Source organism: Amycolatopsis sp. NPDC049868 (assembly GCF_044461365.1).
Taxonomy (GTDB): Bacteria; Actinomycetota; Actinomycetes; order Mycobacteriales; family Pseudonocardiaceae; genus Amycolatopsis.
Map to the genome: position 1 here is coordinate 45,494 of NZ_JBITKV010000025.1, position 16,962 is coordinate 62,455.

Genomic DNA, 16,962 nt, shown 5'->3' on the forward strand with positions numbered 1-16,962 from the left:
AGTGTTCCTGTACTTCCCCCGGACGACAGGAGCACCGATGTCCCAGCCGCCGCAGCCGTACCAGCAACAGGGCTGGTACGGCGCGCCGCAACAGCCGCCGCCGTCTTCGAACAAGACGGCGCTCTGGGTCGGGCTCGGGGTGCTGGGGCTCGTCGTGGTGGTCGCCGTCGTGGCGATCACCGGGTTCGTGGCGCCGGGGTTCTTTCTGCCTGACTCGAAGGGCGACAGCGCGGTTGCCGCTGTCTCTCCGCCGTCCTCGTCGGCTCCGACGTCCAGCTCCCAGGACACGGCGACGCAGAGCCCGGTGAACATCCCGTCCGCCCGCACCGAGCTGCCGAAACGCACGACGCCGCTCGCGGATCCGACGGACTGCGCCTACCCGGCGGATTCTTCCGGTCCGGTACCGAAGAAGGCGAACCCCCCCCGCGGCGGGCCCGACGTCGGCCTCCGGCACGATGGCGGTCACGCTCAAGACCACGGCGGGCGAAGTCGGGCTGACGCTGGACAGTGGGCTCGCGCCGTGCACCGTGGCGAGTTTCCTTTCGCTGGCGCGGCAGGGGTACTACGACGGCACTTCGTGCCACCGGCTCGGTGTCTCGGGGCTGCAGATGCTCCAGTGCGGCGACCCGGAGGGCACCGGAACGGGCGGACCGGGTTACACGATCCCGGACGAGGTCTTCTCCGGGCTCAAGTACGGCCGCGGGATTCTCGCCATGGCGAAGAAGCAAGCGCCGGACTCGGGCGGCAGCCAGTTCTTCATGGTCTACGGTGAAGCGCCACTGCCGCCGGAGTACACGGTGTTCGGGAGCATCTCGGACGCCGGCCTGCAGACACTGGACAAGGTCGCGCGCGGTGGCGTGGACGACGAGAAGGGGCCCGGAGACGGGACCGGGCCGCCGCGGATCGAGGTGAGGTTCCAGTCGATCGCGGTGGGCTGAACCGCCGTCTCATCAGGCGGTCCGCGGGTCTTCGCGCAGGATCCGCCAGCACAGATAGAGGCAACCGCCCGCCGCGGGCGCGCCGGCGAGCAGCGTGGCGGCGATGCCCAGCGGGATCACCGCCCCGGCCAGGTACAGCGGCACCAGCGCCGCCGTGGCGATCGCGAACTTCGTCAGGAACACCGCCGTGCACAAGTAATAGCGTCGCCGTTGCCGTCGATCACGCCGCCAGGCGCGGCGATCACCCCGGAGCGTGCCCAGCACGAGCCCGATCACCGGCCATCGCACCAGAATGGATACCAGGAACAGCGCGGCGGCACCCGCCTGCACGAAGACGGTGGTGAGGTAGAAGTCGGTCGCCTGCCCGGTGCTCCCGGCCAGCATCGCCGACACGCCGACCACGATCACCCCGATGGCGGGCTGCCAGACCTTGCGGTCGGTGAACAACCGCACGGCGGCCAGCACGACCACGCCGCCGACCGTGATCAGCGCCGACGTCAGCACCTGCCCGGACACCAGGTACGCGATGAGGAACAGCACCCGTGACGCGGCACCTTCGGCGACCGTGCGCCAACCGCCCACCGCGCTGAACAACGACAGCGACTTCCGGGTCAGCATGCCGATGCTCATCTGCCCGCCTTCGTGAAACCGTTGCGGCGCATGGTGTCCTCGTAAGCGCCGATCGCCTCAAGCAGGCCGAGCCGTCCACGGTGCGCCTCGGTCAGCGCCTCGCAGAGGTGGCGCGCGTCCTGCATCGCGAGGTTGCCGCCGAATCCCGGGGCGAGGTGGATGGCGTCGCCGAGGAGCGTCACCGGACGGACCGGCCAGGGCTCCGGCGGTGGGATCGATCCGGTTCGCAGCTCGACCGTCATGTCCGGCCACGCTTCGCCGACGACCGTCCGCAGGGCCGGAGGCAGCTCTGCGGTCAGCTCCCGTGCCCGGCGCGACAGCGTGGCCGCACCGAGCGACTCCCGTGTGACGGGCAAGGCCCACATCACGTAGTCCTCGACCTCGGCCGCCGCGGTGCGACGCAGGGCGGGCAGCCACCGCCGTCGCGCGGTCAGGGGGGATTCGGTGAACCGCAGCACGGCCAACACCATCGTCGTGCCGCGTATGTGGGCACTCGCGGGGCTGTGACCGATCAGGCCGGGCAGCCCGGTGCCGACTGCGGCTCGCAGCGGAGTCGCGCCCATGATCATCCGGCGTCCCGTGTCCACCACCCGTACGTCGGGCAAGTAGCGGCGGCGGACCGCCGAGCCGATTCCGTCCGCGCCGACCAGGATGTCCGCGGTGTCCGTGCGGCCGTCGGCGAACCACGCCCGGACCGTGCCGTCGGCGCGCTGCTCGAACCGCGTGAACTCCGCCCCGAACCTGACCACGTCGTCGAGGTCGGTCAGCAGGACCGCTTTCAGCAATGGCCGGTGGACCTGCCTGCCGGGTCTTGCCCGGCCCGCCACGCCGTCGGACGGCCGAGCGTCCGTGACCGCGAGCTCTCCGTCCGAATCGGACAGTGTCAAAGTCTGCTCGCGCGGTCCTCCCGTGGTGGCCTCGACCATCGCGACATGGGCCGGGGGCAGGCACGCGCGCAGCGCCGACCTGCCGCGCTCGTCGACGTGCAGGCTCACACCCTGTGGACGTCCTGACGCGGCATCTCGCTCGTACACCGCGACGTCGATCCCTGCCCGGCGTAACCCGTGAGCGAGCGTCAACCCGCCGAGACCGGCGCCGATCACGATCACCCTCATTGCCTCACCTCATTCTTCACCGCCTGATGAAGAACACGGTACCGGCAAACTTCACCGAGCGGTGAAGAAAACGGTGTTAGGCTTCGGCCGTCATGACAGAACACGAGAACAACCGCCGTTCCGGGCGCTGGCGGTCCGGCGCGGAGAGCAAGCAACGGATCCTGCGGGTCGCTCGTGAGCTGTTCCACGAGCACGGCTACGGCAGCACGACCGTGCGCATGATCGCCACCGCCGCGGAGGTCGACCCGGCGATGGTCTTCTACTTCTTCGGCACCAAACAAGGCCTGTTCAGCGCCGCGATCGAGATGTCCGGCGACGTCCCGCCCGCCGTCGAGGCCCTTTTCGACGGCGGCCTCGACACGATCGGCGAGCGCCTCGTCCGGACACTGGTGGAGAACCTCGACAAGTCCGATCGCACGCCGCTGATGATGCTGACGAGATCGGCTCCCACCGACCCGCGGTCCGAAGCGCTGCTGCGCGAGTTCATCGACCGGGAGATCACCGGCAGGCTCGCGGGGCTGCTCGACACGCCGGACGCCGCGCTACGGGCGGGCATGGTCAACGTGCAGATCTTGGGGCTCGCGGTCGCCCGGTACATCATGCGTATCGAGCCGATCGCGTCTTCGTCCGTCGACGAGCTGGTCGCCACGTTCGGCCCGCTCGTGCAGCACTGCCTGACCGGACCCGCGACGCGGGCGTGATCGCTCTTGTATCTCCCCCGAGGGGAGGTGCGAGGGTAGGCGAATGGACGACCCCCGGTACTCGATCGGCGAGCTGTCCCGGCGGACCGGGCTGACGGTCAAGGCCATCCGCTTCTACTCCGACCGAGGCATCGTGGTCCCGTCCGGCCGCACCGCGTCCGGGCATCGCCGCTATGACGTCGACGCGCTCGCGCGCCTGGAGCTCGTGCGCACCTTGCGCGAGCTGGGACTCGACCTGGCCACGATCCGGAAGGTCGTCGAAAACGAAGCCGCCCTTCCCGACGTCGCCGCGGCGCATATGCGGGCGCTGGAAGCACAGATCCAGGTGCTGCGCCTCCGTCATGCGGTGCTGAAAGCGGTGACTAGGCGCGAATCCACTCCAGAGGAGATCACTCTCATGCACGAGCTGGCCAACCTGACCGAGGATGAACGCCGCCGCCTGATCGGCGAGTTCCTCGACGCCACCTTCCGCGACCTGGAGCATCCCGGATTCGCCGGGATCGCCCGCTCGATGACGCCCGAACTGCCCGAAAGTCCCGCGGCCGAACAGGTCGAGGCCTGGGTGGAACTGGCGGAGCTGACCCGGGATCCCGACTTCCGTGCCCTCATGCGACGCCTCGCCGAGCGGCAGGACAACGACCTGCGCCGCCACCACCCGATCGCGGATATCCGCGACGCCGTCGCCCCTGCCCTGGGCTCCGGTATCCACCCGAGCTCACCGGAGGCCGCCCGGATCGTCGCCGCGCTCACCGCGCGACACCGGCCCGACGACCTTCTGGCCTGGCTGGACCTCGTCGACGATTCCCGGCGAGAGCGCTATCTCGAGCTGCTCGCCGTGATCAACGGGTGGGCGGCTCCGGACAGCCTGGCTCCGGCGGCGCACTGGCTTTCCCAGGCTCTGCGAGCTTCGGATCAGCGCTGCGCGCCCTGATCCGGCGAGAGGATCTCGGCCAGCCGAAGGGTGTCTTCGAGGTAGCGCTCATAGGGGAAGCCTGCCGCGATGAGCCCGGCGCGGAACTCGTCGTAGAGCGGTTTTCCGGCGGCGTGGAAGGCTTTCCGGCCGGTTTCGGTGAGGCGGACCAGCCGGCGGCGCGCGTGTTCGGGGTCGACGGTGATCCGCACCAGGCCGTCCGCTTCGAGCGGTCGTAGCGCCCGGCTGATCGCCGGGTCGGATACCGAAAGTGCCTGCGCGAGCCGATGCTGCGTCGCCGGCTCGATCTCCTCGAGCGTGCCCAGAAGCCGTATCTGGCTGTAGGTCAGGCCGTCGGTGTCTTCGGTGCGCCGCCGGGCGTTCTCGCCCAGCAGCATGACCACGCGGTGCAGCAGGTCTGCGAGTCCGTCATCCACGAGGGTCACTATACCTCATTGTTGACTAGTTAATATTAACGAGGTAAGACTGGAGGTATGGACAACTTCTCGTACCTCGCCCAATCCGCCTTCCCCCTGGTCTGGATGCTGGTGCCGGCCATCGGGGCGTTCGTGCGGGCCCGCCACGCCCCGTCGGCGCGGGAACGGCTGGAGATCTGGCAGCGCTGGTGGGCGATCGGCGCCTTGGGTTTCGGCAGCCTGTGGATGACGGTCGCGTTCCTCGCCTTCCCGGACGTCATGGCCACCGCCATCGGCTTCGACCGCACGCCCTTCCTGTTCGAGATCGCCTTCGCCAACCTCGGACTGGCCGTCATGGGATTCCGCGCCGCCTCGGCGTCCGCACGCGAACGCGTCACCATCGGGCTCGGCGCCGGGATGTTCCTCTGGGGAGCCTTGGTGGGCCACGTCTACCAATGGTTCGCCAACGGCGTCCACGGTCCCGGCAACACCGGCGGTGTCCTCGTCTACGACCTCGTCATCCCCGCCGTCATGATCATCCTGGCCCTGCGGTCCCGGACGCCCCGCCCGGCAATCGTCGCCTGACACAGAGGAGATTTCCGCATCATGGCGACTCGGCCCGCTCCCGAGCGGCTCACCATGTTCATCGACGCGGTGATCGCGATCGCGCTCACCTTGCTGGCGCTGGAACTCCCCGTTCCCGCCGGCGACACCACCGACGCGATGCTGCATTCGGTGGCGGACCACAGTAAGGAGTATCTGGCCTTCGGCGTCAGCTTCGTGGTGATCGCCGCCCATTGGCGCGCCCACCATGAGATCTTCGGATATGTCCGCTCGCTGAGCAGCCGCCTGATCAGCCTCACTTTGGCCTGGCTGTTCATGCAGGTCCTGACGCCGTTCGCGACCCGGGTGATCACCGCGGACGGCGCCTTCCCGCCCCGGTTCAGCCTGTACGCGATCGTGCAGGTTCTGGCGTCCGCGTCGTTCGCGCTGATCATCCGGGAGATCCGACGCGAACACCTTTACCGGACGGACGCGCCGCCGCGGGTGTTCACGCAGAACCTGGTGCGCAGTGTGTGCCTGGCCGCGGTGTTCGGGGTGTCCGTGCCCGTCTCGTTTTTGACCACCGGCACCTGGGCGTATCTGTGCTGGCTCGCGGCGCCGCTCGTGCTGGCGGTCGCCGGTCGTGTCCAGGGCCGCGCGCGATCCGGTGTATGACCGGCTGAGGTGCTCGCCGGGCCGACACTGTGTGGATTTTGGGACGTCAGATGACCCGAAATCCACACAGTCCCGCCGAAGCGGACCGATCCCGAAGGTGGACGGAGGGGTGTGTGGAAATAGGGACACTCAACGTCCCTATTTCCACACACCCCTCACCCGGCGTCACCACGATGTCGTCGCCGGAAGACCTCTAGAGCGGGTTGTGCGCCCCCAGCGGCGCGGTGCAGAACGGTCCGCCGACGTACTCCGCCGCCACCCCGGTCGGGCCGGGCTTGTCCGCGAGCTGGTCGGCGTAGGTCTCCGCGTTGTCGAGCGATTTGTAGCCCAGTTCCTCGGCTTCGGCGAGCGAGTAGATCCGGCGCGTGTTGTCGGAGACGCCCCAGATCAGCCGGTAGCCGGGGGAGGGGTAGCTCAGGCAGGCCTCGAACAGGCGGGCGCCGTCGTCGGGGGAGAGCCATGTCGTCAGGCCGCGCGGGCCGAGGACGAGCGGGCTTTCGAAGCAGGAGCCGATCCGGATGACGATCACGTCCATGCCGAACCGCGAGTGGTACAGGCTGCCGAGCGCTTCGATGGCCGCCTTGCTGACGCCGTAGTAGGTGTCGGGGCGGGGCGTCGAGTCGGCGGGGAGGCCGTCCGGGCCCGCCTCGTCGTTGCGGCGGAAGCCGACGGAATGGTTGCTGGAAGCCAAGATCACGCGCGGCACCCCGGCGGCCCGCGCGGCTTCGAGGACGGTGTGGGTGCCGTTGACGTTCACGTCGAGCGTGGCTTCCCACGAGCTTTCGCGGCTGTGCCCGCCGAGGTGGATCACCGCGTCGACACCGGCGCAGGCCTTCGCCATCGCCTCCGGGTCGGTCACCGAAGCGGTGATCAGCTCGACGTCCTCACCGCCCGAGGCTTCGGGCTGTGCGGCCAGGTCGAGCAGGCGCAGCACCCGTCCGGAACGGCGCAGCCGCGGCCGCATCAGGGTGCCGACGATGCCCGCCGAGCCGGTGATCAGGACGCGCTGGTCTGCCATGGGTTCCCCTTGTCGGTGAAGGAAAGTGCGAAACAGGTCAGCGGATGCCGGCGCGGCGCAGTTGCTGGCCGAGTTCCGCGGTGATTTCGGCGAGGAGTTCGCCGACGCGCTCGGCGTCGGCGTCGGTGACTTCGGTGACCGGCATGGAGCAACTGATCGCGTCGGTGCCGGGGATGCGGTACGGGATCACGGCCGCGACGCACCGGACGCCGAGGCTGCCTTCCTCGACTTCCGACGCATAGCCGCGTTCGCGGGTCTTCGCGCATTCGGCGTGCAGCGCTTCCGCCGTGGTGATGGTGTTCGGGGTGAGCGCCGACAGCTCTCCGGTCAGGAGGCCGTCGATCTCGTCGTGCGTCAATTCGGCCAGCAGTGCCTTCCCCAGTGCGGTCGCGTGGGTGGGCAGCGTGCGGCCGACCCGGGACACGAGGTGCGTCGAGTGCCGGGACTCGCGCGTCTCCAGATAGACGACATCGGTGCCCTCGCGGCGCGCGAAATGCGCCGTGTAGCCGGTCTTCTCCCGGATCCGCTCCAGCGCTTCGGTCGCGTACGGGACGACCGGGTCGCGGTCCAGGTACGCCGTGCCGCAGATCAGCGCGCGGACGCCGAGTCGGTAGCGGGCGGTGTTGGTGTCCACTTCCAGCCAGCCGGCTTCGAGCAGGGTGCGGAGCAGTCCGTGCAGGCTCGACCTGGGGAAACCGGTCCTCGCGTGCAGATCCGACAGGGAAAGCCAGACGTCGTTCGCGGCGAAGGTCTCGATGAGGTCGATCGCCCGCCTGGCCGACTTCACCCCGGCGGGTTCAGGCGCGCCGTTCGCCACCGTGACGGCGGCTTCCTGCTGCGGCATCCGCGCTCCTCCATCCGGCCGTTGACTTGTGACCCCGGCCATATTAGCGTCCCGAACAGCGTTCTTATGGATGAACATAATCACTATAACAGACTCCGTTCATGGATGTGAACAGGTCGGGCTGGGCCTTCGTGAACGCGGAAAGGAGTCAGCGGTGCATTTACTGGACTGGATCATGGTGTCCGCGTATTTCGTCCTGATGGTGGTGATCGGACTGTGGTCGCACAGCCGGGTCAGCACGGTCAGTGACTTCTTCACGGCCGGCGGCAAGATGCCGTGGTGGTTGGCCGGTATCTCCCACCACATGTCCGGCTACAGCGCCGTGCTCTTCGTCGCGTACGCGGGCGTCGCGTACACGGACGGCATCACCGTCTACTTCTGGGGCATGGCCAGCATCGGCATCGGTGTCGGCATCGGCAGCTGGCTGTTCGCCTCACGGTGGAACCGCCTGCGTTCGAAGCTCGGTGTCGCCTCGCCGCTCGAGTACCTGGCGAAGCGCTTCAACGTGCCCACCCAGCAGGCGCTGGCCTGGAGCGGCAGCCTCCTGAAGATCTTCGACATCGCGGCCAAATGGTTCGCGGTCGCGACGATCCTCAACGTCTTCGCGGGCGTGCCCTACACCTGGGGCATCATCATCACCGGCACCATCACGCTGATCTACTGCACCGTCGGCGGTCTCTGGGCCGACGCGCTCACCGACTTCGGCCAGTTCGTCATCCAGGCCATCGCGGCGATCGTGATGCTGTGGGTCGTACTGGACAAGCTCGGCGGCGTTTCCGGGCTGTGGACCGTGTGGGGCGACCTCCCGCCCGCCCACCTGAACCCGACCACGTCGAAGTTCACCACCATCGTGTTGCTCGTCTACGTGCTGGTGAAGACGCTGGAGTACAACGGCGGGATGTGGAACCTGGCGCAGCGCTACATGGCCGCGCCGAACACCTACGAGGCCCGTCGCGGCGCGCGGCTCTCCTCGATCCTGTACCTGGTGTGGCCGCTGGTGATGATGTTCCCGATGTTCGCCGCCCCGCTGCTGATCCCGAACATCTCGAACCCCAACAACGCCTACGCGATCATGACCACGACCTTCCTGCCGCCGGGCCTGGTCGGGCTGGTGCTGGCCGGGATCTTCTCGCACACCATGGCGATGGTCTCCTCCGACGCCAACGCGATCTCCGCGGTCATCACCCGCGACATGATGCCGGTGCTGTGGAAGAAGGCCAGGAACTTCACCGAATCCCAGGGGCTGCTCGCCGCGCGGATCTCGACGGTGATCTTCGTCGTGCTCACCATGGCGGTGGCCACGCAGGCCGAGAAACTCGGCGGTGTGCTCGGTATCGTGGTGCTCTGGGTCGCGGCACTGATGGGCCCGATCTCGGTACCGCTGCTGCTCGGCATGCTCCCGGCGTTCCGCCGCTCCGGCTCCCGCGCGGCGCTGATCTCGTGGGCGGGCGGTCTCATCGCCTACGCGATCGCTTACTACGGCTACAAAGCCACGCTCGCGGTGACCGTGTCCACCCCGATCCTGGTCTCGCTGGCGTTGTTCATCGGGCTCGGCTACCTCATGCCCGAGCGCAAGGCCTCCACCGACGAGATCATCGACACGATCGACCGCGACGACGACGTCGTACCTCGCAAGTCGCAGGACGGCACCACCGTGCCCGCCTGACCGGGCCCGTACCCGGGACCATCCACAAAGAACGAAAGAGAAATCCATGGCACAGCCCAAGATCGAACTCGACGGCCTACTGGCGTTCCCCTTGACCCCCTTCACCGAGGGGCTGGAACTCAATCTCGACGCGTTCGCGGAAACCGTCGAGAGCCACGTGGCCGCCGGAGCCGGTGCGCTGTTCGTCGCCTGCGGTACGGGCGAATTCAGCTCGCTGTCCCCGGACGAGCACGCAGCGATCCTGCGTAAGGCTCGTGAGGTCGTGGCCGGGCGCGTGCCCGTCTGGATCGGCGCCGGTGGCGGTGCGGCCTCGGCCCGTGCCGGGATCGCGGCGGCGGAGGCCGGCGGCGCGGACGGCGTCCTCCTCCTGCCGCCGTACCTGGTCACCGGCCCGCCGTCCGGGCTGGTCGACCACGTCCGGTACGCCGTCGGGGATTCCTCGATCCCGGTGATCGTCTATCACCGTTCCACCGGCGTGTTCACCCCGGACTCGGCGGTGACACTGCTCGACATCCCGTCGGTGGCCGGGATCAAGGACGGCTTCGGCGACGTCGAACTCATGAGCCGGATCATCACCACGATCCGCTCCGTCGGCACCGACCGGGCCCGGGATTTCCTGTTCTTCAACGGTCTCCCGACGGCGGAGGTCTCCGCGCGCGCCTACTCCGCGGTCGGCGTGGCGCGGTACTCCTCGGCCGTGCACTGCTTCGCCCCCGAGATCGCGGCCCGGTTCCACCGCGCGCTCGCGGAGAACGACGACGCCGTCATGGAGGCGTTGCTCGCCGGGTTCTACCTTCCGCTGGTCGCCTTGCGGGACGAGGGACCGGGCTTCGCCGTGTCGCTGGTCAAAGCCGCGGCACGCCTGCGCGGGGACAAGGTCGGCTCGGTCCGGCCGCCGTTGGTCGAGCCCACCGCGGACCAGATCGCCCGCCTGGAGAAGATCATCGACGACGGGTTCGCCGTCCTCAAGTCCGTCGAGGCCGGTGCCTGAAGATGAAGGTTCTCGACGTCGTCCTGACCCCGGTCGCGTTCGCCGACCCTCCGCTGCTCAACGCGATGGGCGTGCACGAGCCGTTCGCGCTGCGCGGTGTCGTCCAGCTGATCTGCGAGGACGGGGTGGTCGGCCTCGGCGAGTCCTACGGTGACCTCGCGTTCCTCGACCAGGTCCGGAAGGTGCTGCCGGAACTCAAGGGACACGACGTGTTCGACCTGCCCGGCCTCCGCCGGAAGGTCGCGACCACACTGGGCGAAGTCGTCTTCGCCGACGCGCACGGGCTCACCGGTGGCTTCTCCGTCAGCAAGACCGTGGCCAGCGTGTACTCGCTGTTCGAGGTGGCCGCGCTCGACGCGCAGGGCCACTACCTCGGCAGGCCGGTCGTGGACCTGCTCGGCGGCAAGGCGCGCGACGCCGTCGACTTCTCCGCTTACCTGTTCTACAAATTCGGCGCCCACCTCGGTGCCGAGGAGGACTCGTGGGGCGAGGTCACCACGCCGGACGCGCTCGTCGGCGAGGCACGCCGCATGGTGGAGGAGTACGGCTTCGGCTCCATCAAGCTGAAGGGCGGTGCGTTCGACCCCGACCAGGAGATGGACGGGATCCGCGCACTCGCTGACGCCTTCCCGGACCACCCCCTCCGCATCGACCCGAACGCGGCGTGGACGGTCGAGACGGGGATCCGGGTCGCCGAGGAACTCGACAGCGTCCTGGAGTACCTCGAAGACCCGACACCGGGTATCGAGGGTATGGCGCGGGTCGCGGAGAAGGCGAACATGCCGCTGGCCACGAACATGTGCGTGGTGCGCTTCGCGGATATCGAGCCGGCGTTCCGGCAGCGAGCGGTCGGGGTCATTCTTTCTGACCACCATTACTGGGGTGGCCTGCGGGACACCCAGGCCCTCTCCATCACGGCGGAATGCTTCGACGTCGGCCTTTCCATGCATTCGAACAGTCATCTCGGGATCAGTCTGGCCGCTATGGTGCACGTGGCCGCGGCGACGCCGCACCTGACCTACGCCTGCGACACCCACTGGCCGTGGAAGACGGCCGACGTCATCGCCCCGGGTGCGCTGGAGTTCGTCGACGGTGCGGTCGCGGTGCCCGGCAAGCCGGGGCTGGGGGTCGAGCTCGACCCCGACGCGCTGGCGCGGGCCCATGAAGACTATGTCCGAAGTGGACAGACCAAACGGGATGACGTGACGTATATGCGGAAGTTCGTCGGAAGCTTCGAACCGAACACGGCACGGTGGTGACGGGGTGAAGGTCACCGGATACGCCTACCCCTGGGACGTCGTCGACGATCCCGGCTTCGTCGAGCGGGTACGGGAACTCGGCGTCGACGAGGTCGCCGTCGCCGTGTCCTACCACAGTGCCCGCGCGGCGACGCCCTGGTCGCCCGAGCGAACCTCGGTCGTCGCGCGCCACGCGGCGCTGTACCGGCCGGTGCGCGACGAGGCCTGGGGTGAGCTGAAGCCCGCCGAACCGGACTGGGTCGAAAGCCGCGACAGCGCGGGCGACGCCGTCCGGGCACTGACCGAGGCGGGTATCCCGGCCGCGGCGTGGATCGTGCTGACCCACAACTCGCGGCTGGGCGAGGAATTCCCGGATTTCAGCGTGCGCAACTGTTTCGGCGAGCGGTATCCGTGGGCACTGTGCCCCGGTCAGCCCGCGGTCCGCGAGTACGCGGCGAACGTGACGGCGGAGAGCCTCGCCGGGCTCGACTTCGCCACGGTCATCCTCGAAGCCTGCGGTCCGCTCGGCGCCGTGCATCAGCACCAGCACGAGAAGACCGACGGTGTCTGGTCGCCCGCGGTGGCCCGGCTGCTGTCGATCTGCTGCTGCGACGACTGTCTCGACGCCTGGGCCGCGGCCGGTCAGGATCCGGTGAAGGCGCTGGGCAAGCTGCGGGCCGAGGTCCGGCGGCTGATCGACAGCGGTGACCTGCGTGCCACCGAGGACAAGATCCTGCCCACACTGCGGCAGGTCCTGCTCGCCACGCGCCAGAACGCGACCGACGCCCTCCGGCGCGCGGTGCTCGAAAAGATCCCGTCCGGGCCGAGGGTCGTGCTGCACGGCGCGATGGATCCGTGGGTCACCGGCGCGCTGCCGGGGCTGACGCCGTCGGCCCCGGACGACGTCGACGCGGTGGTGCTGCAGAACTGGGCACCCGGTCACCCCAGTGTGAACGCCGTCGCGGCGGCACGGGCGAAACTGCCGGAGAAGGTCGCCGTCGGCAGCTACATCACCGCGGTGGCGGCGAGCCCGGTGCCCGACATCGAGGCCTACACCACCGAACTCGGCAAGGCAGGCGCCACCGAACTGCACCTGTACCACCTCGGCCTCGCCGGCCCGGGGCGCTGGGCGGATCTCATCGCCGCCGTCAGCGCCGCGCAAGAACTCGTTTAGGAGAAGCAAGAAATCATGAGCCAGGCAACGGATCCCGCCACGCTCGAACAGATCCTCGCGGCCGCCGCCGATGCGGCAGGCACGGCGGCGGCCGCGACCCCAGCCCAGCGCGCCGAATGGCTGAACGCGGCCGCGGACGCGCTGGACGCGGCAGCCGAAGAGCTGATCGCACTGGCCAACCAGGAGACGCACCTCCCGGCCTCCCCGCGGCTGCAGGGCGAGCTGAAGCGCACGACGTTCCAGCTGCGCCTGTTCGGCGAGGTGCTGGCCGACGGCTCGTTCCTCGGCGCCACCGTCGACCACGCGGACGCCGCGTGGCCGATGGGGCCGCGGCCGGACATCCGGCGGCTGCTGACCCCGATCGGCCCGGTGCTGGTGTTCGCCGCCAGCAACTTCCCGTTCGCGTTCAGCGTCGCGGGCGGCGACACCGCGTCGGCGCTGGCCGCCGGGTGCCCGGTCGTGCTCAAGGCGCACTCGGGGCATCCGGAGCTGTCCGCGCGCACCGGCGAGGTCCTGCGTGACGCGCTGGTCGAGGCCGGCGCGCCGGAAGGGATCTTCGCGGTCATCTACGGCCAGCAGAACGGTGTCACCGCACTGAAGGATCCGCGGATCCAGGCGGCGTCGTTCACCGGTTCCGTACCGGGCGGGCGCGCGCTGTTCGACATCGCGACCTCGCGGCCGTCGCCGATCCCGTTCTACGGCGAACTCGGCAGCGTCAACCCGGTCGTCGTCACGCAGGCCGCGATCGACGCGCGCGGTGAAGCGATCGCCAAGGGCTACGCGGGTTCGTTCACCCTCGGCGCGGGGCAGTTCTGCACCAAGCCGGGGCTGCTGTTCGTCCCCGAGGGGCACGGTCTCGAAGACACGTTGCGCGAGGCCGTCGCGGCGATCCCGGCGCAGCCGATGCTCAACGAGCGCATCGCGGCGGGCTTCGCCGACGGGCTGGCGAAGCTCAGCGAGGTCGACGGTGTCGAAGTGCTGTCGGAATCCGGTGGTGCGGAAGGGATCTCGCACGGCGCGACACTGCTCGCCACCACCGCCAAGGCGTTCCTCGACGACGCCGACACGGTCCGCGAGGAATGCTTCGGCCCGGCGTCGCTGATCGTCACCTACGCCGACCAGGCCGAGCTGATCAGCCTGCTCGGTGTGATGGAACCGGGGCTCACCGCGACGATCCAGGGCGAAGAGTCCGATGTGGACTGGATCCGCCCGGTCCTCCCATCACTGACCAGGGTCGCCGGTCGTCTGCTGTGGAACGACTGGCCGACCGGCGTCACCGTCACCTGGGCACAGGAACACGGTGGTCCCTACCCGGCGACCACCGCGCCGACCAGTACCTCGGTCGGCACCGCCGCGATCGAGCGGTTCCTGCGACCGATCGCCTGGCAGGGCTTCCCCGACGCGCTGCTGCCAGAACCGTTGCAGGAGAACAACCCGTGGGACCTGCCCCGCAGGACCGACGGGAAGCGCTAAAAGCTCGTGAGTGATTTGGGTCGGTCGTTCCAACGACCCAAATCACTCACGAGACCTCAGCACACGCCGCCGCCCCAGTTGCAGTCCTCGACCCCTTTGGGAGGCACCGTCATGCCCGGATTCGGTTACTTCGACAGGAGAACGGCCTTGCGGGGAGGTGCGGCAGCGGCCGCTTCGGTGGCGCTCACATCCGCTCTCGCGAGCCCTTCGTCGGCGCAGCCCGCATCGTCGGGTACGTCGTCCATCGTGACCGGCTACCGCGAACTGCAGACCGGTATCAACCGGCCGTCGGCGGAACGCACGGCCGCGCTGGTGAACCTCGACAGGGTCGCGAAGGCGTACCACGAAAGCATGACGGTCGGCGACGGTCCACTGTGGAAGGATCTCCCGCTCGGTCCCGGCAGTGAGTTCACGACGTCGATGTACGCCCGGCTTCGCGCGATCGCGGTCAACTGGGGTACCCCGGGCGGCGCGCTGGCGGGCGACGCCGCCGTGCTCGCCCGGATCAAGGGTGCGCTGGAACTGTTGTACACCAGCGATCAGTACAGCGAGAAGACCGCCGAGATCGGCAACTGGTACACCTACGAGATCGGCATCCCGCTCTACCTGCTGCATATCCTCGCGACGGTCGCCGACGAGCTCACCCAGGACGAGTTCGCCAAGTATCTGAAGCCGGTGCTGAAATTCTCCGGCAACCCGAACCTCCGTACCAACAATCCGAATGTCGTCGAGACCGGCGCCAACCGTGCGGACAAGTCGACGATCTCGATCGTCTCCGGCGCGATGCTGGGCGACGCCGAGCGGATCAAACGGGGCGTGGGCGCGTTCACCGACGTCGAAGGTGGGGGAGCGGCGAGTGTCATCGCCAAACTCCACCGCGCGGCGGGCGACGGCTTCCACACCGACGGCTCCTTTCTCCAGCACGATTCGGTGCCGTATCCGGGGCACTACGGGATCATCCTGCTCACCGCCCTCGCGTCCGCCATCCACGTCACCAAGGGCACGGAGTTCGAACTGCCCGCCGACGTCCGCGACGCGGCGTACGCGCTGGTCTCCGACACGTTCGCGCCGTTCGTGTACGCGGGCGCGCTGATGGAGTCGGTCCGCGGCCGGTTCCTTTCCCGGCAAGGGGAATCCGCGCACGACATCGGGCATCAGCTCACCGGCGCGGTGGTCCTGCTGGCACGGTCGGCGAGCGGGAAGCGCAAGGAGGAACTCGGCGGTCTCGCCGCGAAGTGGATCACCGAGGACACTTTCGCGCCGTACCTCAAGATCCCCGATCCCGAGCGGTTCGCGCCTGGGCCGGATCTGGTCGGCATCCCCGGCATCGAGTTCGCACAGGAGTTGCTGGCGACCAAGGTCCGGGCGACCCGGACGGTCGCGACGCATCGCGTGTTCGGCCAGCAGGACCGGATGGTCCACATCACCGAAGGCTGGTCGGCGTCGCTCGGCGTCGCCTCGACGCGGATCTCGCGGTACGAGTCGATCAACTCGATGAACCTGCACGGCTGGTACGTCGGCGACGGTTCGCTGTATCTGTTCCTGCCCAAGGCGAAGGGGCACTTCACCGACGCCTACTGGCCGACGGTCGATCCGCTGCTGCTGCCGGGCACGACCACCAAGAGCGGCCCGCCCCCGAAACTGGAGTCGGTCCCGCTGACCGGCAAGGATCACTGCGGCGGTGTCCGTTGGGACGCGCGGCACGGTGCGCACGCCCTCGACTTCGTCTCGCAGGACGGCACGCTGACCGCGAAGAAGTCGTGGTTCTTCACGCCGTCGGGCGTGGTGTGCCTCGGTGCCGGGATCACCGACTCCTCCGGCGAACGGATCCGGACCACGATCGAGAACCGCAACCTCGGCGAGAACGGCGCCGGTGTCCTGCTGGCCGACGGCCATCTCGTCGAGGGCTCGGAATCCTTGCGGCGCAAGCGATGGCTGCACCTCGAACGGGTCGGCGGGTATGTCCTGCTCGACGACGCCGAGGTCACCGCGCTGCGCGAAGACCGGACAGGGACCTGGCGCGACATCGACAAAGGCGCCAACACCAAGGGCACCACGGTGCCGTACACCCGGCGTTACCAGAAGCTGGTCATCGAACACGGCGCCAAGCCCTCGGACGCGAGCTACGCGTACGCCGTTCTTCCCACCGCGTCGGTGCTGGAGACCATCGCCTCGGCCTGGTCGTGGCGTGTGCGGTCCAACACCGCGACCGTGCAGGCCATCCGGCTGTGGGACGCGACCCTGCTGGCGAACTTCTTCGGCGCCGGTTCGGTCGACGAGGTGTCGGTGTCCGGTCCGGCTTCGGTCGCGCTGGGCCGGACCGGGACCGGGTGGCAGCTGGCCGTTTCGGATCCGACGCAACGGCAGGAGGTCCTGCGCGTGACCGTGCGGCGGAAGACCTTCGAGGTGCCGGTGAAGGACACCTTCGGCGCTACGCAGATCGTCCGCGTTTAGTCGACTGAATGCGGGCTGTCGGGCGTGCACCGGGGGCGTCGCGAAAGCCACTTTCGGGACATCAGACGTCGCGAAAGTGGCTTTCGCGACACGCCCCGCTCCGCACCAAAAGTCCACTGTGGACGATCGCGCTGGTGCGCGTGTGACTCCAGCGACGCCTGAGGCGACCGCCCCGG

At 68.8% G+C, this 16,962-nt stretch carries 16 protein-coding genes; 11 read left to right on the forward strand and 5 right to left on the reverse strand.

Going from position 1 to position 16,962, the window contains the following annotated elements; genetic code table 11:
• Positions 1–455: 455 nt before the first annotated feature.
• Positions 456–938, forward strand: a complete 483-nt coding sequence (locus ACIBTM_RS45795) for a peptidylprolyl isomerase (RefSeq protein WP_395883376.1) — start codon at positions 456–458, stop codon at positions 936–938.
• 12 nt (positions 939–950) lie between these two features.
• Here the strand turns inward: ACIBTM_RS45795 and ACIBTM_RS45800 are convergent, their stop codons facing one another.
• Together ACIBTM_RS45800 and ACIBTM_RS45805 are read right to left on the reverse strand one after the other, a co-directional pair.
• Positions 951–1,568, reverse strand: coding sequence for a DUF3159 domain-containing protein (locus ACIBTM_RS45800; RefSeq protein WP_395883377.1), 618 nt, complete (start codon positions 1,566–1,568; stop codon positions 951–953).
• A complete protein-coding gene (locus ACIBTM_RS45805; protein WP_395883378.1) occupies positions 1,565–2,683 on the reverse strand; it encodes an FAD-dependent oxidoreductase in 1,119 nt (372 codons plus the stop codon). Before ACIBTM_RS45805 ends, ACIBTM_RS45800 begins: the two co-directional genes overlap by 4 nt.
• A 92-nt stretch (positions 2,684–2,775) precedes the next feature.
• Between ACIBTM_RS45805 and ACIBTM_RS45810 the strand changes: the two genes are divergently transcribed.
• Positions 2,776–3,384, forward strand: a complete 609-nt coding sequence (locus tag ACIBTM_RS45810; protein ID WP_395883379.1) for a TetR family transcriptional regulator — start codon at positions 2,776–2,778, stop codon at positions 3,382–3,384.
• 43 nt (positions 3,385–3,427) lie between these two features.
• Positions 3,428–4,315, forward strand: coding sequence for a MerR family transcriptional regulator (locus tag ACIBTM_RS45815; protein WP_395883380.1), 888 nt, complete (start codon positions 3,428–3,430; stop codon positions 4,313–4,315).
• On the opposite strand, the gene ACIBTM_RS45820 is transcribed toward ACIBTM_RS45815, so the two are convergent.
• Positions 4,297–4,731, reverse strand: a complete 435-nt coding sequence (locus ACIBTM_RS45820; protein WP_395883381.1) for a MarR family winged helix-turn-helix transcriptional regulator — start codon at positions 4,729–4,731, stop codon at positions 4,297–4,299. The genes ACIBTM_RS45815 and ACIBTM_RS45820 overlap by 19 nt on opposite strands.
• Before the next feature lie 57 nt (positions 4,732–4,788).
• On the opposite strand from ACIBTM_RS45820, the gene ACIBTM_RS45825 reads away from it, so the two are divergent.
• Positions 4,789–5,295, forward strand: coding sequence for a DUF6790 family protein (locus ACIBTM_RS45825; RefSeq protein WP_395883382.1), 507 nt, complete (start codon positions 4,789–4,791; stop codon positions 5,293–5,295).
• Positions 5,296–5,316: 21 nt separating this feature from the next.
• A complete protein-coding gene (locus ACIBTM_RS45830; protein ID WP_395883383.1) occupies positions 5,317–5,928 on the forward strand; it encodes a TMEM175 family protein in 612 nt (203 codons plus the stop codon).
• Between the two features lie 193 nt (positions 5,929–6,121).
• On the opposite strand, the gene ACIBTM_RS45835 is transcribed toward ACIBTM_RS45830, so the two are convergent.
• Together ACIBTM_RS45835 and ACIBTM_RS45840 are read right to left on the reverse strand one after the other, a co-directional pair.
• Positions 6,122–6,946 (reverse strand): NAD-dependent epimerase/dehydratase family protein, encoded by an 825-nt coding sequence (locus tag ACIBTM_RS45835; RefSeq protein WP_395883384.1) that lies wholly within the window; start codon positions 6,944–6,946, stop codon positions 6,122–6,124.
• Positions 6,947–6,983: 37 nt separating this feature from the next.
• A complete protein-coding gene (locus ACIBTM_RS45840; RefSeq protein ID WP_395883385.1) occupies positions 6,984–7,790 on the reverse strand; it encodes an IclR family transcriptional regulator in 807 nt (268 codons plus the stop codon).
• A 154-nt stretch (positions 7,791–7,944) separates the two neighbouring features.
• On the opposite strand from ACIBTM_RS45840, the gene ACIBTM_RS45845 reads away from it, so the two are divergent.
• From ACIBTM_RS45845 to ACIBTM_RS45870, 6 genes are all read left to right on the forward strand, one after another.
• A complete protein-coding gene (locus ACIBTM_RS45845) occupies positions 7,945–9,456 on the forward strand; it encodes a sodium:solute symporter family protein (RefSeq protein ID WP_395883386.1) in 1,512 nt (503 codons plus the stop codon).
• A gap of 46 nt (positions 9,457–9,502) precedes the next feature.
• On the forward strand, positions 9,503–10,447 hold the full coding sequence (locus ACIBTM_RS45850) for a 5-dehydro-4-deoxyglucarate dehydratase (RefSeq protein WP_395883387.1): 945 nt from the start codon (positions 9,503–9,505) through the stop codon (positions 10,445–10,447).
• 2 nt (positions 10,448–10,449) lie between these two features.
• Positions 10,450–11,706, forward strand: coding sequence for an enolase C-terminal domain-like protein (locus ACIBTM_RS45855; RefSeq protein ID WP_395883388.1), 1,257 nt, complete (start codon positions 10,450–10,452; stop codon positions 11,704–11,706).
• Positions 11,707–11,710: 4 nt separating this feature from the next.
• The gene (locus tag ACIBTM_RS45860; RefSeq protein ID WP_395883389.1) at positions 11,711–12,859 is read left to right on the forward strand and encodes a hypothetical protein; all 1,149 of its coding nucleotides are present in this window, start codon (positions 11,711–11,713) and stop codon (positions 12,857–12,859) included.
• A 15-nt stretch (positions 12,860–12,874) separates the two neighbouring features.
• Positions 12,875–14,332: an aldehyde dehydrogenase (NADP(+)) gene (locus tag ACIBTM_RS45865; RefSeq protein WP_395883390.1), complete on the forward strand. Its 1,458-nt coding sequence runs from the start codon at positions 12,875–12,877 to the stop codon at positions 14,330–14,332.
• 111 nt (positions 14,333–14,443) lie between these two features.
• On the forward strand, positions 14,444–16,786 hold the full coding sequence (locus ACIBTM_RS45870) for a polysaccharide lyase 8 family protein (RefSeq protein ID WP_395883391.1): 2,343 nt from the start codon (positions 14,444–14,446) through the stop codon (positions 16,784–16,786).
• Positions 16,787–16,962: the final 176 nt, after the last annotated feature.